Below are 25481 nucleotides of genomic sequence, written 5' to 3' on the forward strand. Positions count from 1 at the left end.
TACAAATATAAATAAAAAATCATCTTTACTCACCACCGACTGAATATTCAGCAATATTAGGGAGTAAAACTGTGATTAGGCTTGTACATATTGTTGTTTATCTCCTAACCAGCGTTGAATAATTGGGGTCACATTATCAGGGGCTTGCTGCTGAATGTGCACGGCTAACTTTTGAATGTTAGGGATAAGGTATTGGTCACGTACTAGGTCGGCTATTTTTAATTCTGCTAAGCCTGTTTGTCGTGTGCCGAGTACTTCGCCTGGACCGCGTATTTCAAGATCTTTTTGTGCAATAACAAAGCCGTCATTACTGTCTCGTAATACCCCTAAGCGTTTGGTGGCCGTTTTTGATAATGGCGCTTTGTAAAGTAGTACACAATGGCTAGCCACTGCGCCTCGTCCTACTCGGCCACGTAATTGATGTAGTTGGGCTAGGCCTAGACGTTCAGGGTTTTCAATAATCATTAAGCTGGCATTGGGCACATCTACGCCCACTTCTATCACCGTTGTGGCGACCAGCAGATGAAGCTCTCCGGCTTTAAACTGCGCCATAATCTGCTGTTTTTCAGCACTTTTCATTCTGCCATGCACTAGGCCGACTTTTAATTCGGGTAATAACTCGGTTAGCTCGGCTGCGGTGTATTCTGCGGCTTGGCATTCTAATACTTCAGACTCTTCAATTAAGGTACATACCCAATAGGCTTGGCGGTTATCGTGCAATGCTGCTTGTCTGACTCGTTCAATAACGTCATTACGGCGATTGTCAGATACTGCTACTGTGCTCACCGGGGTTCGGCCAGGCGGCAATTCGTCAATAATTGAAGTGTCTAGGTCGGCGTAGGCTGTCATGGCTAGCGTTCTGGGAATAGGAGTTGCAGTCATGATCAGCTGATGAGGATGAAACCCTTGATTAATGCCTTTTTCACGTAAGCCTAAACGCTGATGAACACCAAAGCGATGTTGTTCATCAATAATGATGAGTGCCAATCGGTCAAACTTAACCGCTTCTTGAAATATGGCGTGGGTACCAATAACCATTTGAGCCGCCCCTGAGGCGATATCGGCTAATGATTTTTCACGGGCTTTACCTTTGAGTTTGCCAGCAAGCCAACCAACGGTTAACCCAAGTGGCTCAAACCATTGGCTAAAATTAGCGGCATGTTGCTCTGCCAGTAATTCAGTGGGTGCCATCATGGCCACTTGGTAGCCGTTTTCAATAGCTTGTAATGCTGCCATTGCTGCCACTAATGTTTTGCCAGAACCCACATCACCTTGTACTAAGCGCATCATGGGATGGGCTTGGTTAAGGTCTTGGTTAATTTCAGCTACAACCCGTTGTTGAGCGCCCGTGGGTGAGAAAGGTAATTGATTTAAAAAGGGCTCAATAAAGTGGCCTTGTAGAGGTAAGGTCACTGCAGCATCTCGTTGAGACTTCTGCCTTAGCTGTAACATGCTTAGGTTATGGGCCAGTAATTCTTCTTGTATTAAGCGTTGCTGAGCTGGGTGTTGGCCTTGCTCTAATAATTCGGGGTCAACCTGTTTGTCGGGTCGATGTAAAATAGCGAGTGCTTGTGGCAAGGTTAAATTGTTGGGTTGCAAGTTTGTTGGGATAAGTTCTGCTAAGCCGCCTTGTTGCAATTTAGCTAAGGCTTGGTCGGTGAGTTTTATCCAGCTTGCTTGTTTTAGCCCTTCGGTGGTTGGGTAAATTGGCGTCAGTGTTTCACTTAAATCTGCACTTTCACCTTGTTTAATAATTTTATATTCAGGGTGAACGATTTCAAGGTGGTGATTGCCGCGACGAACTTCACCGTAGGCGCGGATAATTTCACCTTGTTGCATAGCATTACGTTGTGCAATGGAGAAATTAAAGAAGCGCAGGGTCATTGGGCCTGTATCGTCACGCACGTTACACACTAACATGCGACGGCGACCTTGAATGATTTGGGTTGACTGGATTTCGGCTTCAATGGTGCCGTAACTGCCCATCCACAAAGAAGAAATAGGGTAGATTTGAGTTCGGTCTTCATAGCGCAATGGTAAATGAAACAGTACGTCTTGCACTGTTTTAATGCCGAGTTTGTGAAGCCTTTCGGCCATTTTAGCCGCCACACCTTTTAGTTCAGTAATGGGGACTTGGTCTAAATGCAACAACGCGTACCGACTCCAATTCAGATACTAGGGTCAACAGAACCTAACACTGTAAATATATACATGTATTGGCCTATATTAGCAAAGTTTCCATCTAAGGCAATGGTGACTAAGGTTAAAGTGCATGTTGAAGCCGTTTCAGTAAAACAAAGCCTCGACGTTCATCGAGGCTTTGACTTTAATTGCAGGCTGTATGATGTTTGCAGCTTACTATGCTGGCATACATTCCTTATTACTGGCTTGGTTGGCGGTGGTTTTGGTTACATTGACCGCACAAATCTTAAATTCAGGAATTTTTGCCACTGGATCGAGGGCGTTGTTTGTCAGCTTATTAGCTGCAGCTTCGACAAAGTGGAACGGCAAAAAGAGTACCCCAACTTGGGCGCGTTTAGTAACAAACGCTTGAATATCAATACTGCCTCTACGGGTTGATAATGTCAGCATATCGCCATTATTAACATTGAGCTGTTCAGCATCAAATACTGAAATCATCACCTTGGGAATGCCCAGTTCATTTAAGCCTTGGGTTTTTCTGGACAAGGTGCCAGTGTGAAATTGCTCCAATAATCGCCCTGTTGATAAGGTGTAGGGATAGTCGTTATCAGGTAGCTCAGCAGGTAAACGGTAGCTCACCGGATGCATTACTGCGATACCTTTGGTGAATGTATGCTGATGCAAAATTGGCGTGCCAGGATGTTGTTCATCTGGGCATGGCCATTGTATGCCTTGGCTAGGTTTACTTGTGCTGACACCTTGCTGGCTTGGGTGAAGCTCAGTAGTTGGCGCTAATCGTGCCCAGCTAATGCCTGCATATTGAGGGGTAACTTGAGTGATTTCGTGCCAAATAGCTTGCTCGTTGGCATATTGCCAGTTGGCGCCCATTAAATTGGCTAATTGTTGGATAATTTGCCAGTCGGCTAATGCTTCTCCCGGTGGTGGGATGACTAGGGCTAACTGCTGTACGCGGCGCTCGGTATTGGTGAAGTGTCCTTGTTTTTCAGCAAAGGCGGCAGCAGGAAGTACGACATCAGCTAATTGGGCGGTTTCGGTTAAAAAGATGTCTTGCACCACTAATAATGGAATTTTGTTTAACGCTTCGAGTACATGGGCTTGGTCTGGGTCACTTAACACTGGGTTTTCGCCCATCACATATAGGGCTTTGACTTCATCATGGCTAATGGCATGCATGACCTCAGTGGCCGTTAAACCAATACTGCTAGATAACGTGCAGCCCCAGTGCTGTTCAAACTTGGCTTGTACTTCTGGTTGGGTGACCTGCTGATACCCAGTGTAGTAGTTTGGTAATGCACCCATATCGCAAGCACCTTGCACGTTGCTTTGGCCGCGCAGTGGGTTAATTCCTGCACCAGCTAAGCCAATATTGCCGCACAGTAATTGTAAATTAGCGATGGCGGTAACATTGTCATGTCCAGAGGTGTGCTGGGTGATCCCCATGGCATAGTAAACGGCGGTTTTTGATGCGGTGCCAATTATCTTAGCCATTTGGGCAATATCATTGGCCTTAACACCAGTAATTTTTGCTGCTGTTTCAAGGCTGTACTGGGGTTGTAGCACTTCTGATTTAACCGCTTCATAGCCTTGGGTTCTTGCAGCGATATAATGACTGTCTTGCCAGTTGTGGCGAATAATTTCAGCCATTATTGCGTTAATGAGTACTACGTCTGTACCGGGTTTATGGCATAAAAACAGGTGTGCGTGGTCAGCAATGGTGACTTTTTTAGGGTCGGCAACCACTAGCTTGGCGCCTTTTTGCACCGCTTGTTTTATTTTAGACGCAATAATGGGGTGTGCATTTTCAGTATCTGAGCCAATAATAAAAATCACATCAGACTCTGCAATACTGGGGATGTCATTGGTCATCGCACCGCTACCTAATGAGGCTTGTAACGCGGATACGGTGGACGAGTGACATAATCTAGCACAATGGTCGATGTTATTGGTGCCCATAACTGAGCGAACAAACTTTTGTAATAGGTAGTTTTCTTCATTGGTGGCTTTAGCTGAAGACAATGCAGCAAAGCTATTATTACCATGGTTTTGGCGAATATCTTTAAGCTTGTTAGCCACAAATTCCAGTGCTTCATGCCAGCTAGTAGGGACTAACTTGCCAGCTTTGCGAATAAGAGGAGTGGTAAGACGTTGCTCGCTTTGTAAAAAGTCAAAACCAAAACGGCCTTTAACACACAACATTCCTTGGTTTACTTCTGAGTCTTGATTCCCTTCTACCCGGACAATTTTTTGGCTTTGCGGGTCGACTTTGACATCAATACGACAGCCCACGCCGCAATAGGTACATATAGTTGATGTTGACTGTAATGCTTGCGTTTGCCCTTGGCGTTTATCGCGGGCATCCACTAACGCTCCGGTAGGACAAACTTGAATACAGTTCCCGCATTGAACACAGTCACTGTCACGCATTGAGGCACTAAAGCCAACCCGAGGGGCTTGGCGATTATCTTGTAATCCGCTGGGTAGTGCCTGATAACTATTGCGCTCAAACTTAATGGCGCAGTGGCCGCTTTGTTGCTCACATACCTCAACACATTTACCACAGCTAATGCACCTATTGGCGTCAAAGTGAATAAAGGGGCTCGACTTATCAACAGCAAAATGTCTTGCCTGTTGGGTGTTTAGCTCGCTTGCATCAATATTATAGTCGGTGGCGTAGTCGCGCAATTTGCAGTCGGTATTGGCTTGGCAAGCACACTCTAAACAGCGCGCAGCTTCTTGCATTGCCGAATCTGGGGTAAAACCTAACTCGACTTCGCTATAGTTTAATAGGCGTTGCAGTGCTGATAGCTCAGGCATTTTTTGCCTATTTTGCTGGGTTTCGTGTGGATATAGGCTGCTGGACAAATCGGTAGTTTTAGCGGCTTTGGTCGCGTTAAAAGGTTTGGCGTGCAATTCACAACTTAGGTGATTATGCAGCAGTTTATCAATGGCGATAGCGGCTTTTCGACCGTCACCAATAGCCGCTACGGCGGTGGCTGGACCTCGGCGGGAGTCGCCAATAACAAATAGTTTTTCAATACCGGCTGACATAGTGTGTTCGCAGCCAATAAAAGTATTCCAGCGGCTCAGGGCGAGCTCGCCAGTGGTTAGGTGACTGTCAGGGTCTTGTAGAAAGCTCAGGTCAGTGGTTTGTGATACTGCGGCAATCACAGTGTCAAATTGCTCGGTAAAGGTTTCGCCTGTGGCTTTGGGTGAGCGACGTCCTGAGGCGTCTGGCTCACCTAATTGCATTTTATTAAACACGACTTGGCTAACGCGACCATTGTTGTCGGCAATGTTTTCTATGGGGTTGGTGAGTAAGTGAAACTTCACTCCTTCAACTTCAGCCTCATGAATTTCGTAAGGCTCTGCTGGCATTTCTTCGCGGGTACGACGGTAAATTAGGGTAACATCGCAACCGTCTCTTACCGCGGTACGAGCACAATCAATTGCGGTATTACCGCCACCAATTACGGCGACTTTTTTACCAATATTGAAGCTTTTGTTGGTGCAATGATCTTTTAGATAGTCGACTCCTAAGTAACAACCGGCTAAATCGCTACCGGGATAGTTCATTGGTACGGCTTTTTGGGCGCCAATGGCTAAGCAGACGGCATCATATTCTTCTGTAAGGGCATTAAGGTGTATGTCTTGCCCTAATACGGTATTGGTTTTAATGTGTAAGCCATTTTCAGTTAGAAGATTGATTTCTTTATCTAAAATGTCTTTAGGTAGGCGATACTCAGGAATGCCATAACGTAGCCAGCCACCGGCTTTAGGCATTGACTCAAAAATACATACTTCATGCCCTTGATTAGATAGGTAATAGCCTGCGCTTAATCCTGCTGGGCCGCTACCGATAATCGCGACTTTTTTACCTGTTGCTGGCAGCCTAGGGACTTGGTAATGCTGCTGGTTTTCTGCATCGGCTAAATCTAAATCTGCCGCATGGCGTTTTAATTGACGTATAGCTACGGGTTCATCAATCAGGCCTCGTCGACATTCAGCTTCACAAAATGCGGGGCAGACTCGGCCAATTGAAAGCGGTAACGGCAAGGTTTGTTTTATCACCTTTACCGCCTCGTGATGATTACCTTGGGCTATGTGGTAAAGGTAACTTTGAATATCGACTCCAGCAGGGCAAGCTTGTTGGCATGGTGCCTCACAATCTGCAAAGTGGTCAGCTAAGATATTGGTTAATGCTTGTTTGCGAACGGCACTGAGTTCAGTGGATTGGGTAATCACCTGCATGCCTTGTTCGATTGGCGTTTCACATGCTCGTACTTGTCTGCAGCTATTGTCATTATTGTTAATTTGTACCATGCACAAATTACAGTGTTGTTTGTGGGAGCTAGTAGCAGTGTTTTCTTGGCTGGGGTCGCAAAGACTGGGGATGATAATGCCCGCTTTATGGGCAGCTTTAAGTAAGTTTAGTTGCGAGTCAACAGATACATTTGTACCGTCAATGTTCAGCGTTATCATCTTGATGGCCTTGTTATTTATTTTTGGGCTTTATATTTTTGGGTACTTTAAACGGGCTAAACCTAGGTACATAAACAGGTTCAGTCCACTTTAGAGGTTATTTTTAAGTATACTCAGGCGATTTAAAAATGACGTAATCTGTACTTAAGATTGTGCTGAATATGCAGCTGTAATCACACTTGTGGTAAAAGTGTGCGCTACGATTTGTTGGTGGATGGGCTTTGTTTGATGAAGGTCAAGTTTGTGTGGCTTAACAACATCTCAGAAGCTTGGAAATCACAACCTTATTGCTGTTCATCAATAACTCTCCCTTTTGAGTTGGCTATTGTGGTGATATCTCTTTGTAGCGACTGTTTTATGTCATTTAACGGAAGACTGTGGCAATCAGATGGCTAATTGCGAGTATTTATAGAGGGTTGCGGCATAAAATGAAAAAAGGTGCCTCATTTCTGATGCACCTTTTTATTCAATAAACAGAGTTTACTGAGTTTGAGCATGAATGCCTATAGCTCATCTTCCCATTTGATTACTGCGCCGCGCACACCATCGACCTTGGCGCTAAATTGCTTTTCAAGCACATGACGTTTGATTTTTAAGGTTGGCGTTAATACGTCGTTTTCAACAGTCCAAGGTTCATTAACTACTACAATAGCATCAACATGTTCATGTGATTCTAAGTTTGGATTAATGCTATCTAAGGTTGCTTTTAATGACGCGCGCACTTCTTCCCGAGGCTGTCTTGCTGCGCCTTCAGAAAGCTGCACAATTGCCACTGGGTGAGGTAATCCTGAGCCAATAACACAAATCAGTTCAATATGTGAGTCTTGTGCTAGCTTACGTTCAATAGGTACTGGAGCGACGTATTTACCTTTAGAGGTTTTGAAATTATCTTTTACCCGGCCAGTAATATTAATATAGCCGTCGGCGTCAATTTCACATAAGTCACCGGTATAGAAGAAGCCATCTTCATCAAATGCGGCAGCCGTCGCTTCTTCTTGTAAGTAATAGCCTTGCATCACTCCGGGGCTTTTCACCATCAGTTCGCCTTGGTCTGTTCGGCGCACTTGGCAGCCTTCAACTGCGCGTCCTACGCTACCAATTTTGTTGGCATTGAACGGGAAGTTAATAATTGAGTAAGCGCTATTTTCGGTCATACCCCAAGCTTCACAAATATTCATACCTATGCTGTGGTACCAATTAAGTAAGCTGGGTGGAATAGGCGCTGAGCCTGAACCTAATAAACGACAATGCTCAAGACCTAAGCCTTTTTGAATTTTACGTTTTACTATACTGCTGATAATCGGCAGTTTTAGTAACAAGTTAAGCTTACTTTCGCCAATTTTGTTGATGATATTGAGGTGGAACAAGGTCCACAATCTCGGGACTGAGAAAAATACCGTTGGACGACAACGCTGTACGTCAGCCACAAAACTATCAAGACTTTCAACAAATGCCACCGAAGAGCCTGAATAGAAAGAAGACCCTTGTATTGCGACTCGCTCGGTAATATGAGCCAGTGGTAAATATGATAGTAATCTATCTGACGGAGTAGTTTGTAAATCGCGAACTACGGCTTCACACGTCCAGCTGTAGTTGGCAAATGTGTGAATAGCCCCTTTAGGCTTACCCGTTGAGCCTGATGTATAAATGAGGGTCATTATGTCATCAGTAGAAGGGAGTGGCGCATCAACTAAGGGCTCACCTAAGCTGAGTAATTGTTGCCATTGATATTGTGACGGCATGGTGTCGTAAGGCATCGCAAGACGCAGTAAATCGCCACCAACACCGGCTTCTTGATCTGCCCAGTAATCTAATTTGCCGGTAAAAATTGCTTTAGTACCGCTATGTTCCAAAACATAGCGAATAGTATCGGCATTGGCTGTTGGGTAAATAGGCACGCTAATATAGCCACCTAGCATTAACGCTAAATCTGTAATAAACCACTCGGCGCAGTTTTTAGATAAAATCGCCACTTTGTCCCCAGGAACAAGCCCTAAATGACGCAGTGCCCCAGCGATTTGTTGAACCTGCTGCTGCACTTCACGCCAAGTAAACTCAACGTATTTACCGTCTATAGGTTGGCGTAAGTAGACAGTGTCACCTTGAGTTTCAACCCAATGCGATAACATTTCAACAGGGGTTTTAATTGCATTATTCATAGGGTTTTTCTCTTAATTATAATTTTTGAAAATACGACTAGTTCAAACATGCGTTTGAACTAGTATGGCGAGTTTTGTGAACTGGCGCAAATAGTTTGAGTTGCCTAGATGTTAATCATTTATCGTTGATTAGAAGATCTGACCAGCTTAAAAACCGTAAATATGTAATAAAAACCAGATTTAATCGCTAGTTTGTTAATTTGGGGTTGCGGCAGTTTGAGGCTGGTTTAGTGCTTTTGGGTGGGGTATGTTGTTAAAAGGTTTTGGATTGGTTTGGTGCTCGTGATTGACCGGTTTGCCTTTAACGAAGCGATATTAATTTTTGGAGTAAAACTTGATAGATAATTCACCAATAAATGTACAGTTTATCTCGATTAAAACTGAAGATTTAGCGATATCGGCGCAGCTAACTTATACCAATATGAGTCGTTATTATGCTCGTTATGGTGTGGATTGGGATGTGAGTAAAATTCTGGCGCAAATTAGCCATTTAGATAATTGGCAAATTTTATTGCAGGGTGAAATTGTTGGGGCATTACGCTTATCATTTGATGCTGAGTGTTGTTATTTACGCGATTTACAAGTGTCACAGCAGCATCAAGGTAAAGGTGTAGGAGGGCATGCGCTGAATTATGTGGCACAGTTTGCACTCGCTTCAGGCGTAAAGCGTATTGAGCTAAAAGTATTTAAGATTAGCCCTGCTTATCCACTTTATTGTCGTTACGGGTTTGAGGTATCTGATGAGGATGAGCGATTTTATTACATGACAAAACCGCTTTAACATTGCCTATAAGTTGGCTTTATAATTATGCTTCTTCTGCATTAGGATCAGGCTCTCGCATGCGCTGCCACCATGACTCATCTGCGGCAATTTGGCCTTGTTGATCAATGGTTGGGTAAGGGATATTTTTGCGTCGGCAGGCTTTTGCATAAACTGGATGGCCCTGTTCAAATAACATTTTTTGGCAATAAGCGTAGTCTAAGGTGCGTTTGCCATACATGCCTGCTTTTTCACGTTGCATTTGAGCTTCATACATAATCAATGCTGAGGCAACTGAAACATTAAGCGATTGCACCATGCCAAGCATTGGGATAATAATGTGCTGATCTGCAATTGCTAGCCCTTCAGGACTAACACCGTCCCGTTCATTTCCCATAATGATTACTGTAGGTTTGGTGTAATCAACCTTACGAAAATCTACCGCAGATTCTGAAAAATTAGTGGCTAAAACTTGCATGTTTTGGCTGTTAAACGCCTGTGCGGCATCATTCATATTATGATGCACTATGGTTTTAACCCATTGTTGACTACCTGAAGCCGTATTACCAGATACGCGCATTTCAATATCGGGCCATACGGCATGAACTTGGTGAATACCTACTGCATCTGCCGTGCGGACAATGGCGGAGATATTTTGCGATTTATGCACAGTGTCTAAGCAGAGGGTTAAATCTGCTTGGCGGTTATCAAGCATTTGATTAATGCGGGCAAAACGTTCTGGGCTCATAATTCGGTATACTTTTGGACGGTGTTTAGTATTGGTTTCAATTATTACAGATAATAAAAAAGGGCGCCAAAGCGCCCCCTTAGAGCATAATTAAAGCTTATAGCTCCATTATTCCGTCCATTTCAACCAATGAACCTTTTGGTAACTCTTTCACGCCAATGGCTGCACGAGCAGGGTAAGGTTGGCTAAAGTAGCGACTCATAATGTCGTTCACGGTGGCAAAGTGAGACAAGTCAGTTAAAAAGATATTCAGTTTTACAATGTCGCTCATCTTCCCGCCAGCGGCTTCACATACTGCCGTAAGGTTTTCAAATACTTGAACAACTTGAGCAGAAAAATCGTCGCTCACCATTTCCATTGTTGCTGGAACTAGTGGGATTTGACCTGATAAATAAACGGTAGAACCGACCTTAACCGCTTGAGAATAGGTGCCAATTGCCTGTGGTGCTTTGTCGGTCGCGATAATTGTTTTTTCTGCCATGATAATGTCTCTTGTTGATTATTATGAATATAAATATTATCTGTTGCGTGATGTTCTTAGCACTTCAGGAAGTACGCGTATACGACGCATAACATTAGCTAAATGAACACGATCTTTAACCGAGATGCGAAGGTTAATTTGGAATACGCGGCCATCACGCTCTTCGGTACTGAGGTTATGAATATTTGACCCAGCAGAAGCAATAATGGAGGTGATTTTAGCCAGTGCGCCTTGGTGGTTAACAATTTCTACTCGCAAGTTAGCTTGGTACTCAACCCCTTCAGTGTTGTCCCAATGAACCGAAATATATTTATCAGGCTCACCTTGGTAACCGCGAATATTGGCGCAGCTTTCCATATGAACAACTAAGCCTTTACCTGGGCTAACATGGGCAATTACTGCATCACCCGGAATAGGGCGACAGCAATTTGCATAGGTTACTAGCATACCTTCTGCACCCCGAATAGGCATTAAGTGACCGTCTTTACTATCAACTGACTCTAGCTTTTGCCCAAGTAATCGTTGGGCAATTACAATGCTCATGGCATTGCCTAAACCAATGTCGGCTAACAAAGAATCTAAGCTATTATGTTTAGTTTCGCTGATAACTTTATCAATTAAGTCTGCTGGAATGTCTTCAATTTTAGTGCTGCCAAGTGCGTGGTTAAGTAAACGACGACCTAACGCGACTGCATTGTCACCTTTAAGGCTTTTTAATACTTGGCGAATTTTGCCGCGGGCTTTACCGGTAACCACAAAGTTTAACCATGCAGCATTGGGTCTGGCACCTTTAGCGGTGATAATTTCAACCGTTTGCCCTGAGATTAATGGTTGACTTAATGGATACGCTTGGCGGTTTACCCTTGCACCCACACAGGTGTTACCCACATCGGTATGTACTTCATAAGCAAAGTCGACCGCAGTGGCATTAACAGGCAGTTCTAAAATTCTGCCTTCTGGTGTGAATACATAAATTTCGTCAGGGAAAAGTTCTGTTTTAACGTTTTCAACAAATTCAAATGAGCTAGACGCACTTTGTTGTAACTCAAGTAAGCTTTGCATCCATTTGCGTGCTCTAACTTGAGTGGTATTTTGTTGCGAAGCATCGGTTTTGTTTTTATACATCCAATGCGCCGCGACCCCTTTATCGGCCATTTGGTCCATTTCTTCGGTACGTATTTGCACTTCAACCGGCACGGCATGGGGGCCAAATAATGAGGTATGTAATGATTGGTAACCATTGGCTTTAGGGATGGCAATATAATCTTTAAATCGGCCAGGGTGGGGTTTATATAACCCGTGCATTGCACCTAATACGCGGTAGCAAGTGTCTATACTATCAACGATAACCCTAAAGGCATAAATATCCATCACCTCTTCAAATTGCAGCTCTTTGTTGCGCATTTTTTGGTAAATGGAATAGAGGTTTTTTTCACGCCCTTTAACGGTGCCTTTAATACCAGCGTCTTCAAGACGGGTTTCAATAGCGCTTTCAATGCTATTGATTAACTCTTTGCGGTTGCCGCGTGCTGAACGAACCACTTCCTTTATCACCCGATAACGCATGGGGTAATAAGCATGAAAGCCTAAATCTTCTAATTCAATCTTGATGTTATGAATACCAAGACGGTTAGCGATAGGGGCGTAAATTTCAAGAGTTTCACGGGCAATACGGCGACGCTTGTCTGGGCGTAATGCCCCAAGGGTGCGCATGTTGTGTGTGCGGTCTGCAAGTTTGATCAGAATGACCCGAATATCTTGCGTCATTGCCATCATCATTTTGCGAAAGTTTTCAGCTTGAGCCTCTTTCTTATCGCGAAATTTGATTTTATCTAGTTTAGATACACCTTCAACTAATTCTGCCACATCAATGCCGAATAACTCAGTGAGCTCTTCTTTGGTGACGGGAGTATCTTCGATGGTGTCATGAAGCAGTGCTGCCATTAACGACTCATAATCAAGGCGCATGTCAGCAAGGATGCGAGCAACCGCAACCGGATGGGTGATGTAAGGCTCGCCACTTGTGCGCATTTGCCCTTCGTGGGCGTCTCGCGCAACCAAATAGGCCTGCTTGAGTAATTCTAGTTGTTCCGGCTCCAAATAATGGGATGCCGATTCCTTCAGACCTTCAAACAGATACAAGTGGCGCTACTCCTTAAATTACGCGACCTTCTGCAATAGCAGCAACAGCGGCTATTTCAGCAGCTTCACGTTCACGGACAGTTTGACGTTCGTCAGCGTCTAAAGTATTCGAGGTGACTAAACCTAATTCGATTTCGCGTAATGCGATAACGGTTGGTTTGTCATTCATCTCTTCAACCATAGGGTCTTTACCTTGCACGGCGATTTGGCGTGCACGACGCGCCGCAACCAAAATCATATCGAAACGGTTACCAATTTGTTCTACAGCGTCTTCTACAGTTACGCGAGCCATGTGTTGAAACTCCAGTGTTATCTTCGAGGAAAAAATGACGCAAAATTGTACACTAAGACAATTAGTTTGCCAATAGATCGTCAAGCATATCATTGTGTGTATGGGTCTGACTAGCCATGGTGAGCCGTTGACTGCGAATGATTGCCTGTAAATCGGTTAAAGCGGTGTCAAAATCATCGTTTACGATGACAAAATCATATTGCTTGTAATGTGACATTTCAGACACTGCTTGCGCCATACGATTGTCAATAACCTCTTGACTGTCTTGGCCTCGGCCAGTCAGTCTGCGAGCTAGCTCATCTTTTGATGGTGGTAAAATAAATACCCCGATCGCTTCTGGCATTAATTTTTTAACTTGTTCGCCACCTTGCCAATCAATATCTAAAAAGACATCAATACCATTGGCTAATGTTTGTTCAATTACCGTGCGTGACGTGCCGTAATAATTACCAAATACTTCTGCCCACTCAAAAAAAGCATTTTCAGCGATTAAGGCTTTGAATTGTTCAACGGTGACAAAATGGTAATGTTGGCCATCTACTTCGCCGGGGCGAGGTTGACGAGTGGTATGAGAGACAGAAACTTGTTTGTCTAGAGGCTTGTCTTTCAATAGTGCCGATATCAACGATGATTTTCCTGCGCCACTGGGGGCTGACACAATAAAAAGGTTTCCACGAGTACTCATATTCTTGCTGTTCTCATATAACGGTTAAGAAAATGCTAGGGTATAAAGACCTTTAGCAGTTAAATTTTGTTCGAGATAGAATCGTTTTAGGCGCGACAAGGAGTATGTAGCCTAGTCACTCTAAGTAAATACTGCTTAACAAAGCATAAAGCGATTATAGCCGAACCCTTCGGGCAGCCTTTGTGGTTCATTTCTACGACGTTATTGGCTTTTAATGTAGGCTAGCTATATGTCAAAGCCTCTGCTTTGATATAAATTCCCACATAGCGCTGTAAAAATCAGCTCGAAAGGCCAGCAGATCCTTATATTATAACTCAACAAAAACAGCCTACATAGTCATAAGAATAGGACAATTTAGTTTTTAAGTGATTAATTAATGAGTATATCAACCAAGATCACAGATTATTTCTGTCAGTGATTGGGGCACTAAAGTTAGCGTTTTTTATGACTCAGTGACCATTTTAGGTGAAGTCAGTATAAGTTTTTCACCAAGGCTCGCTGAGCTAGATAGGTTCAGGGTACAATAAGGCGTACTTTTATATTTTCGTTTAAAAACTCCCGCTGTGATTAACGCTTTTTGGGGAGACGACTTAAGGATTTTCCATGCAGTTGAATACGCTTTGGTGCTATCAAGGCCGCGATAATAATCTCCGTTTTATGGCAATTTTGCTCGCTTGCTATAGTTTGTTAGCATTAGTGAGCCTGATTTTTCCTCATAGTTTATTCATTATATTGGTTCTTGCCGTTTCTAGTGCGGTGACAGGTTTATCAGCATTTAGACGTTTACGAGATGCGTCCAAAGCCAATTATTGGTTATTAGCTGCCGTTATCCCTCATATCATTTTTGGTATGGGGTGTTATTTTATATGGCCGTTGGGCGTTATTGCGGGCTTAGGATTATTTGGCATTGCATTTGGCGTGTTCATTAGTTTTTTTCCAGCGGCTAAAAAACAGGTCTATCAAGAGGGGTACTATGGCCCGCGATTACAAACAAAATCAGAATTAGGCCAAGTTCGGCAGCGCTACGAGCCGCAAGTTTTTGGTGGTCAACCAACAGAAAACGTATCCCATGAGTCAGTCGCTGACACTACAAATAACTTTACTGCAGATGAGCCTTACGCCGCTGTAAGAATGGATGAACTAGCGACCACAGAGATGGTAACACCCCCTAACAATGCCACATTAACAGCCAATAACAGTGAGCCACTAACTCAGCCTTGGCACGCAGACCATCGGTTTGAGGTAGACAAGAATGCGCTGGATACCGGCTCTGTGACTGAGCTACTCAAGTCATGGGGAAATGTGGCTAAAACACATCAACAACAACTGATATTGGGCTTGAAGGTCGTTGGCGGTGTATGTGCTTTGGGGCTCATAATCTGGGGAGTGGTTGCAGTTAAAAACGGGTTTGAAACAGATGACAACCTTGATGCTGCTGCTACTGAAATGAATGAACCTGACCAGTCTCAAAATAGGGTCAGTGCTAAATTACCTGATGGTTTTTGGATAGTCATGCAAGATAATATCCTGATTGTTCGCTGGTTAGGTGAAGTGGGGGATGCTGAAACCCTATGGCGTTTGGATTCAGCTCAAGGCGACAAAAGCTGCAGTTATCTTGAGTTTAATGATGGTAGCCAGTATCGCCCCATGCGAGTGGATTTAAAAGCTGACGAGTCAACCGAAGCGCGTTTTTCACCTTTAGATAACAAATCTATTATTAATCACATCGCAATGCGTGGTAGTTTTACACTTTGCGGATATGACTTTAGCTTAAAGGGCAGTCAAGCAACCTTGCAACAGCATGCCGTATTTGCTGATTTTTTAAGATAAATTTTGATATATGGACTCGTAGAGTTTGCGAAAGAATAAAAATGGAGTGTGTGAGTGAGAGATTTTATTAGGCAGCAAGTTTTGCCTCATTATGGTGTTGATGCAGAAAAAGTCACTATCTCACCGCTTGGAAATGGACATATTAATCAAACTTATTTAGTTCGATCCGCCAATCACGAATTTGTTTTGCAGCAAATTAATACTGACGTTTTTGAACAGCCACAATATCTTATTCAAAATGCAGTGGTAGTGAGCCAGCATTTACAAAAGCAAGTTGAGCAAGGTCATTATCAGTTAGATGTTGTGCATCCTATTGCAACCTTGCAACAATCTTATGCTGTCGATTTGGGTGATAAAGGTTACTGGCGGGCTATTGGTTACTTGTCGAATAGTCATACTATTGAAGTGGTCAGTGAGCCTAAACATGCCAGTGTTGCCGCTAATGCATTTGGCCATTTTGCGGCAGCCTTAAGCTCTCTTAACCCCAACGAAGTTATTGATGTTATTCCAGACTTTTTAAATTTACCTTTTCGTATCGCTCAGCTGCAACAGGCGGTAGAGCAAGATAAGTGTCAACGTTTAGAGGGTTGTCAGCAGTGGGTTGATTTGATACTAACTCAACAATCTTTGTTTGATGAGCTAGCTCAAATTGAGAAACAGTTACCACTGAGAATTTGTCACAATGATACTAAAATTAATAATATGCTGTTTGATAAACGCGATATGTCGAGCATGGCGATTATTGATTTAGATACTTGTATGAAAGGGTATTTAATGTACGACTTTGGCGATATGGTCCGTGCATTCTGTTCGCCAGAAGAAGAGGATTCAACCTCATTAGAGAAAGTCATTGCCAGACCTAACATCATTGCTGCGGCAAGTGAAAGTTACATCAATGCACTGGAAGGAATCATAACTCCATTAGAAAAACGGAGCTTGTGGTTAGGTATTAAGGTGATGGCATTAATGTTAGGCTGCCGATTTTTAACTGACCATATTAACGGCGACGTTTATTTTTCTATTCATCGCGACCACCATAATTTAGACCGCGCGGCAAACCAGCTGACTATTTTTAAAAGCTTGTTAGCCCAAGAGGCTATCTTAAAACCTTTATTCGAGTAGCGCTGATTCAATATGCATATCTCAAAATACCAGTGGATATTATTTGACGCTGATGAAACCTTATTCCACTTTGATGCTTTTGCGGGGTTAAAATTATTATTTTCTCATTATAACGTGCAGTTTTCTGAAGCAGATTATGATCATTATCAAAAGGTGAATAAGCCGCTTTGGGTTGAATATCAAAACGGCACTATTGATGCTAAAACATTACAAACCCAAAGATTTGATGAGTGGGGGCAAAAACTATCAGTGAGCCCTGATGCGTTAAATCATGGTTTTTTAATGGCGATGGCCGACATTTGCCAACCTTTACCGGGGGCAAAATCATTAATTGATTCGCTTAAAGGTAAAGTGAAACTGGGTATTATTACCAATGGTTTTACTCAGCTTCAGCAAGTTAGATTACAGCGTACAGGTTTAAGTAATGCATTCTCACAAGTCATAATTTCTGAAGAAGTGGGTAAAGCAAAGCCTGATAAAGCCATTTTTGATTATGCATTTGAGAAGATGGGCCAGCCAAATAAAGCCAATGTATTAATGGTGGGCGATACCTTGCAATCAGATATTTTAGGTGGGCTAAATGCGGGGGTTGATACCTGCTGGTTAAATAGCGCAAACCTAGTCGCCGATGATGCTATTTTACCGCATTATCAAGTGAATTCACTGTTAGAACTTCAGCAACGTTTATTGGCTGATACACCCGCTTATAAATAAACCTATATGCCTAACATTCCAAGGGCAGTTTACTGCCCTTGGGTTATCAGACTTAGCTGTTATTGGAATAAATCTTCTGCAGGGTTATCGATAAATATTTCACCTGACTGTTGAGCCTCTTTCACATACTCAGTTGGCTCTGTACCCTCAACAAAGTATTCGAATGAGGTGGTATGGTCAGTTTTACGCGTCAGCTTACCGGTTTCTAAATCAATACGTACTGATACAATGCCTCTAGGAGGCTCAGATGGATATTCTGGAGTACCTTTTAACGCTTGATTCATGAAATCATTCCAACCTGGGCCAGCTGTTTTCGCACCTGCTTCAGCACCTGATATTTGGTCAGGTGCGCCATTTGCCATCCAACTTGTACGACCCAGTTGACGCCCGTGATCATCAAAACCTACCCAGAAAGTTGACGTTAGTGTTGGATTAAAGCCACTAAACCAAGTGTCTCTTGATTCATTGGTTGTACCGGTTTTACCCGCAATATCGTGACGACGGATCAGCTTTGACGCACGCCAAGCCGTACCATTCCAGCCCGTCCCTTTACTCCAATCACCGCCACCCCAAATAACACTTTTTAATGCTTCGGTAATTAAGAAAGCGGTTTGCTCAGAAATAATTTGCTTGGCATAACGGCCATTCTCACGCTGACAAACTAACGCCTCATCATCTAAGCTTGCGGCAACTGAGGCAGCATCATCGGTATTGTTGAGTTCATCGCTCATTGCAGAAAATGGATCGTCGATTTCAAGTGCAGATTGAGTATCAACGTCGGTTTCAACACTGACTTCTTCAGGAGGTGAGCAGGCTAGTGTTGGTGATGCTTGCTCAATCACATTTCCAAAGGCATCAGTAACATGGTCTATAAAGTAGGGCTCAACTAAGTAGCCACCGTTGGCAAATACGTTAAACGCTGTCGCCACTTGCAATGGTGTTACAGAGGGAGAACCTAAAGCTAAAGACTCATTCCGTGGTAAATCGGCTGGGTCAAAACCAAACTTAACCAACGTATCAATGGTTTTTTGTATGCCTGTATGACGTAATGCGCGAACAGACATTACGTTAATCGACTGCGCTAAACCCACTCGTAAGCGTGTTGGGCCACCATAAATATCAGGTGAGTTTTTAGGCCTCCAGGCAGTCCCTTGGCGAGTGTCTGGCTTATTGATTGGTGCATTATTAATAAGTGTCGCTAAAGTCCAATCTTGTTCTAATGTTGTCGCATAAATGAAGGGTTTAATATTAGAACCTAACTGTCGCTTGGCTTGTGTGACTCGATTAAATTGGCTTTGACCAAAACTAAATCCACCCACTAATGAACGAATAGCTCCATCAAATGGATCAAGGCTGACCGTTGCACTGGAAACCTCAGGAATTTGAGAGAGTTGCCAATGGTCACCGTTATGCCTGACATACACCTGTTGCCCCACATCTAGAATATCGCTGGCAAGTTTAGGGGGTAAACCTTGACGCTTATCTGTGATGTACTTACGAGCCCATTTTAGCCCGTTCCAATTCAAGGTTTGTTGTTGACCATTAGCCAATAAAACTTGTGCTTGTTGTTCAGATACACTCAACACTGCTGCGGGTTTAATACCTTGTAGCTCTGATGTTTTGCTTAATCGTTCGATAATTTGTTCATGTTCTAACGGTGTTTCTGTCCATAGTTGCGAAATAGGACCGCGATACCCATGACGTTGGTCATACGCAAATACATTGTTGCGTAATGCATCTTGTGCCATGAGCTGTAAGTCTGAAGAAATAGTAGTGTAAACATTATATCCATTGGTATAAGCAGCTTCTTCACCGTACTTTTGAATCATGTAATCACGAGCCATTTCAGATATATATGGCGCATACAAGTCAATTTCAGCCCCATGATATTTGGCCGTGACTGGAGCATTGCTAGCAGCTTGATACTCATCTTGAGTGATATTGTTTCTCTCAAGCATTCTGCTTAATACCCAGTTTCGGCGAGCAACGGCTCTGGTTGGGTTGCGAATTGGGTTCGCTGCTGAAGGCGCTTGAGGTAAACCGGCAATCATCGCCATTTCAGGTAAGGTTAATTCATCTAAGTTTTTGCCGTAATAAACTTGAGCTGCTGCGCCAACACCGTAAGCACGGTTACCTAAAAATGAGCGATTTAAATAAAGGGTTAAGATTTCATGCTTGGTGAGGGCTTTTTCAATTTTTAAGGCTAAAAAGATTTCTTTAATTTTACGAATGTAGGTTTTTTCATTCGATAAGAAAAAGCCACGAGCGACCTGTTGGGTAATAGTACTGGCACCTTGGCTCTTTTTACCGGTGGTGATCAAAATGGTCGCTGCACGAATAATTCCAATGGGGTCAATGCCTTTGTGCTCAAAGAACCTAGCGTCTTCAGTATCAAGTACTGCGTCAATTAATTGTTGCGGCACCTCTTCAAATTCGACAGGAATTCGACGTTTCTCACCAAATTGAGAAATGAGTTTTCCATCACTACTGTATATACGTAATGGCGTTTGTAATTGAACTGTTTTTAGTGAATTGACATCAGGTAAATCTGGCAATACATAAAAATATGCCGCTGCAATAGCGCCAATTCCTAATAAAGTTAAACTTAAAAAGGCAATAATTAATCGCTTAAACCACTTCACGTATCAATTCCAAAAATCTCAAATAGAGGCAATAGTATATAAGCCGTAGGCGTTTTGTTGAAGTAAAAACGGCGAAAGTTAAAATAGTATTTGTAAAAAATAGAAACATTTTATACAAATAAGTGTAACTAGATGATTTTGTGCTACTATGAAAACTTACTAAAACTTATTAAAACAATAATAGAATAGTGATGATGGAATATGCTTTCTAAATTATGGAAACGTCAAGCACCGCAAATGCTGGGAGTCGATATTGGCTCTCATGAAGTAAAAGCCATATTGTTGGGTAAGACTGCTGACGGTTATAAAATTCAAAACTATGCTGCTGTGCCAATTAAAAAAGGTGCGGTGGTTGATCATGATATTCGTGATTCAGAGGCCTTATTGGAGTGCTTACAAAAAGTGATGCGCTCTTTACCTAAAGGTGTGAAAAATGCTGCTGTGGCAGTTTCTGGATCTGCGGTTATGACAAAAGTGATTTACATGGACGCTTCATTAAACGAAGAAGAAATGGAAGCACAAATTGAAATTGAAGCGGATAATTTAATCCCATACTCACTGGATGAAGTGAGCATTGATTTCGAAACGCTTAGTCAAAACGCAACGGACCCATCAAAGGTGGATGTACTATTAAGTGCATGCCGCACTGAGAATATTGACTCCCGAGTAGATGCACTTGATGACGTTGGCTTAGATGTCAAAGTGGTTGATGTTGAAGGTTATGCGCTTGGTCGTTCTGCGGAATTAATATACTCACAACTGCCAGAAGGCGCGAAAGATAAAACCATTGCTATGGTTGATGTGGGTGCCAATATTACCACTTTTGCAGTGGTTGAGGCCGGTGAAACTACATTCATTCGAGAACAAGCTTTTGGTGGTGAATTATTCACTCAGTCAATTTTGTCTTTTTATGGCATGTCTTATGCTGAAGCTGAAGCTGCGAAAATAAGTGCTAACCTACCTCGTAATTATATGTTTGAAGTGTTATCTCCTTTTCAAACGCAGTTACTGCAACAAATTAAGCGTACCTTACAAATTTATTGTACTGCCAGCGGCCGCGATAAAGTTGATTACGTCGTGTTGAGTGGTGGTACGGGTAAATTAGAGGGGATGGTCTCAGTGTTAGATAAGGAATTAGGTGTTCATGCGATTGTAGCAGACCCATTTCAGGGATGCTTACACGCAGATGACAATATTAAGTCGCAAATACAACCCTCAATAAACAAATTTATGGTAGCCAGTGGGTTAGCCTTGAGGAGTTATGCTCAATGGCGAACATAAACTTACTGCCGTGGCGTGAAGAGTCACGAGAAAAACAAAAGCGCGATTTTATCGGTATTCTTGCACTGGTATTTTTGTTGACCTCTTTGTTGGTATACCTGTTTATCAGCTATATTGAGTTAGTCACAGATGATCAGCGTCAACGTAATCAATACTTAATGTCTGAAATCAGCCTGTTAGACGCGCAAATTGCCGAAATTAAAAAAATTACTGAGCGTAAAAAGGACATTGAAAGAAGAACAGAAATTATTCTTGGCCTTCAGCAATCACGTAATTTGCCGACACATGTTTTAGATGAGTTAGTTAGAATTGTCCCTCCAGGAATTTATTTATCTAGTATTGAGAAAAAAGGCAGTATTCTTTGGATCGAAGGACGAAGTGAATCCAATAACAACGTTGCTAATATGATGAGAAAAGTAAAAACATCACGTTTTTTAAATGACCCAAGTATGCAGTCTATTATTTCTCAAAATGACAATATACGTCAGTTACAACGCTTTAAATTAAGAGTGTCGATTACAGATGAATTTGGAAATAAAGCCCTTGATATGCAACAAGGAGCGACAAAATGAATCTAGATTTAGACCAATTTAATGATATTGATTTTGAGAATATTGGTAGCTGGCCAAAGTTAGTTAAGATTGTGTTTGCCTCTTTCTTATCTCTTTGTGTCATCGGGGCGAGTTACTATTTATTTATCGCTGATACTATTGCCGTGATGGAGACGGAACAGAAGAAAGAAATTGAATTAAAAGCAGATTTTGAGTCGAAATATCGTTTAGCTGCTAATCTTAAGTTATATCGTGAACAATTGGTCATCATGGAAGAGCAATTTGCAGAGCTATTAAAAATGCTGCCTTCTGAAAATGAAATGCCTGGATTACTTGATGATATTACTTTTGTGGCAACTGATGCAGGCCTACGTATTAATAGTTTGGATTGGGATGCTGAAATTGAGCGCGACTTTTATATAGAGTTTCCGATTCGATTAAACGTCGAGGGCGATTATCACCAAATAGGCAATATGGTGAGTGGTGTGGCTAAGTTGCCCCGTATTGTGAGTTTGCATGACTTTACCATTACTCATAATGAAGCAGGTGGTTTGTCGATGGCTATTTTAGCCAAAACATACCGTTTTAAAGAAGGTGCACAGTTACCTAAAGAAAATAAGGGGAAGAAGTAAATGAAACTTTTACCCATTTTTATTGGTGCTAGCGTATTGTTAACAGGTTGTATTGGTGACCACAGTGACCTAAAGTTATTTGTGACGACCACAAAAGCACAGCATGTTGCACATATTCCACCTTTGAAAGAGACACCAAAGTTTGAGCATTTTGCTTATCAAGCGGAGCTGATGCGTAGTCCGTTTATTCCTCCCTCAAGGGAGTTAACCGAAGAAGTTATCGACACCTCAAAAGATTGCTTACAGCCTGATCTTAAAAGGCGTAAAGGTCGCTTAGAAACCTACGCGTTAGATAATTTAAAAATGCGTGGAACGTTGAGCGAAGATGGCACCACTTGGGCATTAGTCGAATCGACCGATTCCAATGTTTATCGTATGGGTGTAGGTGAGTATTTAGGTCTTTATCATGGTCGTATTGCCAATGTGACACCTCAATACATCGAAATTATAGAATTAATTCCTGACGGTTCAGGTTGCTGGGCTGAACGCCCAAGTAGCTTAGAACTTTCAGGTCAATAACCGTGCGAAGGATGAGGGAACAATGAAATCTTCTGCCGCGATGAGAATATCAATGACGAATTCATCAACAATCAAAGCTCTTTTAGGGGCGGTATTATTCATATGTGCATTGCCAAGTGCTGTTGCAGCTAATCGTTTGGTTGATGTTAAATATCACTCAATAGTTGACCATCAACTGGAGCTTGAACTGGTATTTGATTCACCAGTAACCTCTCCGAAGGTTGACTTGTCAGCAGACCCTGCTGAAATCATGTTGAGTTTTGGCGATAGCATATCGGATTTACCGTCAGAAGAGATCCCAATTGATACCGTGGGTGTGGAGAGTTTAACGACACAACAACAGTCTGAAAATTTATCAGTTGTTGTCGCTTTAGACAGTGTTAAACCTTACCAAGGTAAAATTGTTGGTAATACTTATCGACTCACCATCAACGATGCCGTTTCTGGCCCTTCTAGTGCCGATAACCCTTTTGTTAATACCATTAATAGCATTGATTTTCGTCGTAACAGTAAAGGCGGTGGTGAATTAATTTTTAATTTAAGTAACCGTTCAGTCGCTGCAAATGTGCAGCAGGTTGGGGCCAAATTAGAAATCAAACTATATAACACCAACATCAGTAGTGACTTATTGTATGTTATGGATGTGCAAGACTTTGCCACGCCTGTAAGCAGTTTTGAAACGTTCAAAGAGGATTTAACCTCGCGCATTATGGTAGATGTTGACGGTTCGTATGAATATGACCACAAGCAAGACGGTAATGTTTTCAGAGTTAACATTGATAAAGTTGAGCGAGTATCAGTCGCAAAAGAAGAAAAGAAATATAATGGTCGTTCACTCTCATTAAATTTCCAAAACATATCAGTACGCACCGTGCTGCAAATTATTGCTGATTACAATAACTTCAACTTAGTGACCAGTGACACTGTAGAAGGCAACATCACGCTGCGTTTAGATGACGTGCCTTGGGATCAAGCTTTAGATTTGATTCTGCAAACTAAAGGTCTTGATAAACGTATTGAAGGGAATATTTTGATGGTTGCTCCAAGCGAGGAGTTAGCCATTAGAGAAAGCAACGAACTTAAAAATAAGCAAGAAGTAAAAGAGTTAGCGCCATTATATTCAGAATATCTACAAATTAACTATGCCAAAGCATTAGATATTGCAGAGTTATTAAAAGGAGCTGATTCAAGCTTATTATCTAACCGAGGAAGTGTGGCGGTTGATGAACGAACCAATACTTTATTAGTTAAAGACACCGCTGAAATTTTAGAAAGTGTGCACCGTCTAATTGATGTGCTTGATATTCCAATTAAGCAAGTATTGATTGAATCTCGTATGGTGACAGTAAAAGATGATGTATCAGAAGACTTAGGTATTCGTTGGGGTATTACAGACCAACAGGGATCTAAAGGAACTTCAGGTAGACTAGAAGGTGCGGGGGATATTGCCAGTGGTATTATTCCAGGTTTAGATGACCGTTTAAATGTTAATTTACCTGCGGCAGTATCAAACCCAACTAGTATTGCTTTCCATGTCGCTAAGTTAGCCGATGGTACGGTGCTAGACTTAGAGTTAAGCGCCCTAGAGCAAGAAAATAAAGGTGAGATTATTGCCAGCCCACGTATTACGACATCGAATCAAAAAGCCGCTTATATTGAGCAAGGTGTAGAGATTCCATATGTCGAGTCGGCTTCAAGTGGTGCCACCTCTGTTAGCTTTAAAAAGGCAGTATTATCGCTGCGGGTGACCCCACAAATTACCCCTGATAACCGTGTCATTCTTGACCTTGAAATCACTCAAGACTCTCAAGGTCAGGTTGTGCAAACACCCACGGGTGAAGCAGTATCAATTGATACTCAGCGTATTGGAACTCAAGTGCTAGTTGATAACGGTGAAACAATTGTATTAGGGGGTATTTACCAGCAAAACCTGATCAGCCGGGTCAGCAAAGTCCCTGTGTTAGGTGATATTCCTTTAGTGGGTTTCTTATTTAGAAACACCACCGATAGCAACGAAAGACAAGAATTGCTTATTTTTGTGACGCCTAAAATTATCTCAGAAAAATTATAAGCCTCATAAAGCATAATAATCAGGCCAGCTATAATGTAGCTGGCCTGATGTTTTTAACTCGCATAATAAATATATTTAATAAATTGGTTATAAATTGCAGCCATGACTTGCCAGCAATAGGCTTAAACTGAGATAATCCTCCGTCAAGTCTCATTAGAGCAGGTAATAATTTAAGCGGTCGACAGTTTCTTTTGTCGATTAGGCATTCTT

Annotated in this window: 18 protein-coding genes; 9 read left to right on the plus strand and 9 right to left on the minus strand. The window is 42.3% G+C overall.

Features of this window, described 5'->3' with window-relative positions; genetic code table 11:
* Positions 1-75 precede the first annotated feature (75 nt).
* The 3 genes from recG to L2672_RS12585 all read right to left on the minus strand — a co-directional run bounded on the left by recG (position 76) and on the right by L2672_RS12585 (position 8801).
* The gene (recG, locus tag L2672_RS12575; RefSeq protein WP_248996204.1) at positions 76-2151 is read right to left on the minus strand and encodes an ATP-dependent DNA helicase RecG; all 2076 of its coding nucleotides are present in this window, start codon (positions 2149-2151) and stop codon (positions 76-78) included.
* A 207-nt stretch (positions 2152-2358) separates the two neighbouring features.
* Complete coding sequence (fdhF, locus tag L2672_RS12580; RefSeq protein ID WP_248996205.1) at positions 2359-6642, minus strand: formate dehydrogenase subunit alpha; 4284 nt, start codon at positions 6640-6642, stop codon at positions 2359-2361.
* Positions 6643-7145: 503 nt separating this feature from the next.
* Positions 7146-8801 (minus strand): AMP-binding protein, encoded by a 1656-nt coding sequence (locus tag L2672_RS12585; protein ID WP_248996206.1) that lies wholly within the window; start codon positions 8799-8801, stop codon positions 7146-7148.
* Between the two features lie 334 nt (positions 8802-9135).
* Between L2672_RS12585 and L2672_RS12590 the strand changes: the two genes are divergently transcribed.
* The gene (locus L2672_RS12590; RefSeq protein WP_248996207.1) at positions 9136-9582 is read left to right on the plus strand and encodes a GNAT family N-acetyltransferase; all 447 of its coding nucleotides are present in this window, start codon (positions 9136-9138) and stop codon (positions 9580-9582) included.
* Positions 9583-9607: 25 nt separating this feature from the next.
* Here the strand turns inward: L2672_RS12590 and trmH are convergent, their stop codons facing one another.
* The 5 genes from trmH to gmk form a co-directional block, all read right to left on the minus strand.
* Positions 9608-10309: a tRNA (guanosine(18)-2'-O)-methyltransferase TrmH gene (trmH, locus tag L2672_RS12595; protein WP_248996208.1), complete on the minus strand. Its 702-nt coding sequence runs from the start codon at positions 10307-10309 to the stop codon at positions 9608-9610.
* 97 nt (positions 10310-10406) lie between these two features.
* A complete protein-coding gene (locus tag L2672_RS12600) occupies positions 10407-10790 on the minus strand; it encodes a RidA family protein (RefSeq protein ID WP_248996209.1) in 384 nt (127 codons plus the stop codon).
* A 36-nt stretch (positions 10791-10826) separates the two neighbouring features.
* Positions 10827-12932, minus strand: a complete 2106-nt coding sequence (spoT, locus tag L2672_RS12605; RefSeq protein WP_248996210.1) for a bifunctional GTP diphosphokinase/guanosine-3',5'-bis pyrophosphate 3'-pyrophosphohydrolase — start codon at positions 12930-12932, stop codon at positions 10827-10829.
* Positions 12933-12945: 13 nt separating this feature from the next.
* Positions 12946-13224, minus strand: coding sequence for a DNA-directed RNA polymerase subunit omega (gene rpoZ / locus L2672_RS12610; RefSeq protein ID WP_248996211.1), 279 nt, complete (start codon positions 13222-13224; stop codon positions 12946-12948).
* Between the two features lie 61 nt (positions 13225-13285).
* Complete coding sequence (gmk, locus tag L2672_RS12615; protein ID WP_248996212.1) at positions 13286-13909, minus strand: guanylate kinase; 624 nt, start codon at positions 13907-13909, stop codon at positions 13286-13288.
* Positions 13910-14512: 603 nt separating this feature from the next.
* Here gmk and L2672_RS12620 point away from each other — a divergent pair.
* From L2672_RS12620 to yjjG, 3 genes are read left to right on the plus strand one after another with little or no spacing between them, the layout of a single operon-like run.
* Entirely contained in the window at positions 14513-15739 is a 1227-nt protein-coding gene (locus tag L2672_RS12620; RefSeq protein WP_248996213.1) for a hypothetical protein, read from the plus strand.
* Positions 15740-15793: 54 nt separating this feature from the next.
* Positions 15794-16861 carry a phosphotransferase enzyme family protein gene (locus L2672_RS12625; RefSeq protein WP_248996214.1) on the plus strand — a complete coding sequence of 356 codons (1068 nt, stop codon included), beginning with the start codon at positions 15794-15796 and terminating at the stop codon, positions 16859-16861.
* A 12-nt stretch (positions 16862-16873) separates the two neighbouring features.
* A complete protein-coding gene (gene yjjG / locus L2672_RS12630) occupies positions 16874-17575 on the plus strand; it encodes a pyrimidine 5'-nucleotidase (RefSeq protein WP_248996215.1) in 702 nt (233 codons plus the stop codon).
* A gap of 59 nt (positions 17576-17634) precedes the next feature.
* Here the strand turns inward: yjjG and L2672_RS12635 are convergent, their stop codons facing one another.
* Positions 17635-20217 carry a penicillin-binding protein 1A gene (locus L2672_RS12635; RefSeq protein ID WP_248996216.1) on the minus strand — a complete coding sequence of 861 codons (2583 nt, stop codon included), beginning with the start codon at positions 20215-20217 and terminating at the stop codon, positions 17635-17637.
* Positions 20218-20418: 201 nt separating this feature from the next.
* On the opposite strand from L2672_RS12635, the gene L2672_RS12640 reads away from it, so the two are divergent.
* Genes L2672_RS12640 through L2672_RS12660 form a run of 5 tightly spaced genes read left to right on the plus strand, consistent with a single transcriptional unit; the run spans position 20419 to position 25271 of the window.
* Positions 20419-21498, plus strand: a complete 1080-nt coding sequence (locus tag L2672_RS12640) for a pilus assembly protein PilM (RefSeq protein ID WP_248996217.1) — start codon at positions 20419-20421, stop codon at positions 21496-21498.
* Entirely contained in the window at positions 21486-22070 is a 585-nt protein-coding gene (locus tag L2672_RS12645) for a PilN domain-containing protein (protein ID WP_248996218.1), read from the plus strand. Before L2672_RS12640 ends, L2672_RS12645 begins: the two co-directional genes overlap by 13 nt.
* Positions 22067-22681 carry a type IV pilus inner membrane component PilO gene (locus L2672_RS12650; protein WP_248996219.1) on the plus strand — a complete coding sequence of 205 codons (615 nt, stop codon included), beginning with the start codon at positions 22067-22069 and terminating at the stop codon, positions 22679-22681. The genes L2672_RS12645 and L2672_RS12650 overlap by 4 nt, the downstream gene beginning before the upstream one ends.
* Complete coding sequence (locus L2672_RS12655) at positions 22682-23200, plus strand: pilus assembly protein PilP (RefSeq protein ID WP_248996220.1); 519 nt, start codon at positions 22682-22684, stop codon at positions 23198-23200.
* Positions 23201-23222: 22 nt separating this feature from the next.
* Positions 23223-25271 carry a type IV pilus secretin PilQ gene (locus tag L2672_RS12660; RefSeq protein WP_248996221.1) on the plus strand — a complete coding sequence of 683 codons (2049 nt, stop codon included), beginning with the start codon at positions 23223-23225 and terminating at the stop codon, positions 25269-25271.
* Positions 25272-25481 lie beyond the last annotated feature (210 nt).

The sequence above is a fragment of the Shewanella gaetbuli genome (genome assembly GCF_023284065.1).
Taxonomy (GTDB): domain Bacteria; phylum Pseudomonadota; class Gammaproteobacteria; order Enterobacterales; family Shewanellaceae; genus Shewanella; species Shewanella gaetbuli.

Bases quoted from the DNA above. Each gene is read 5' to 3' on its own strand.
- fdhF (WP_248996205.1), bottom strand. From the start codon at position 6,642: ATGATAACGCTGAACATTGACGGTACAAATGTATCTGTTGACTCGCAA.
- L2672_RS12585 (WP_248996206.1), bottom strand. From the start codon at position 8,801: ATGAATAATGCAATTAAAACCCCTGTTGAAATGTTATCGCATTGGGTT.
- trmH (WP_248996208.1), bottom strand. From the start codon at position 10,309: ATGAGCCCAGAACGTTTTGCCCGCATTAATCAAATGCTTGATAACCGC.
- L2672_RS12600 (WP_248996209.1), bottom strand. From the start codon at position 10,790: ATGGCAGAAAAAACAATTATCGCGACCGACAAAGCACCACAGGCAATT.
- rpoZ (WP_248996211.1), bottom strand. From the start codon at position 13,224: ATGGCTCGCGTAACTGTAGAAGACGCTGTAGAACAAATTGGTAACCGT.
- gmk (WP_248996212.1), bottom strand. From the start codon at position 13,909: ATGAGTACTCGTGGAAACCTTTTTATTGTGTCAGCCCCCAGTGGCGCA.
- L2672_RS12620 (WP_248996213.1), top strand. From the start codon at position 14,513: ATGCAGTTGAATACGCTTTGGTGCTATCAAGGCCGCGATAATAATCTC.
- yjjG (WP_248996215.1), top strand. From the start codon at position 16,874: ATGCATATCTCAAAATACCAGTGGATATTATTTGACGCTGATGAAACC.
- L2672_RS12640 (WP_248996217.1), top strand. From the start codon at position 20,419: ATGCTTTCTAAATTATGGAAACGTCAAGCACCGCAAATGCTGGGAGTC.
- L2672_RS12645 (WP_248996218.1), top strand. From the start codon at position 21,486: ATGGCGAACATAAACTTACTGCCGTGGCGTGAAGAGTCACGAGAAAAA.
- L2672_RS12650 (WP_248996219.1), top strand. From the start codon at position 22,067: ATGAATCTAGATTTAGACCAATTTAATGATATTGATTTTGAGAATATT.
- L2672_RS12655 (WP_248996220.1), top strand. From the start codon at position 22,682: ATGAAACTTTTACCCATTTTTATTGGTGCTAGCGTATTGTTAACAGGT.
- L2672_RS12660 (WP_248996221.1), top strand. From the start codon at position 23,223: ATGAAATCTTCTGCCGCGATGAGAATATCAATGACGAATTCATCAACA.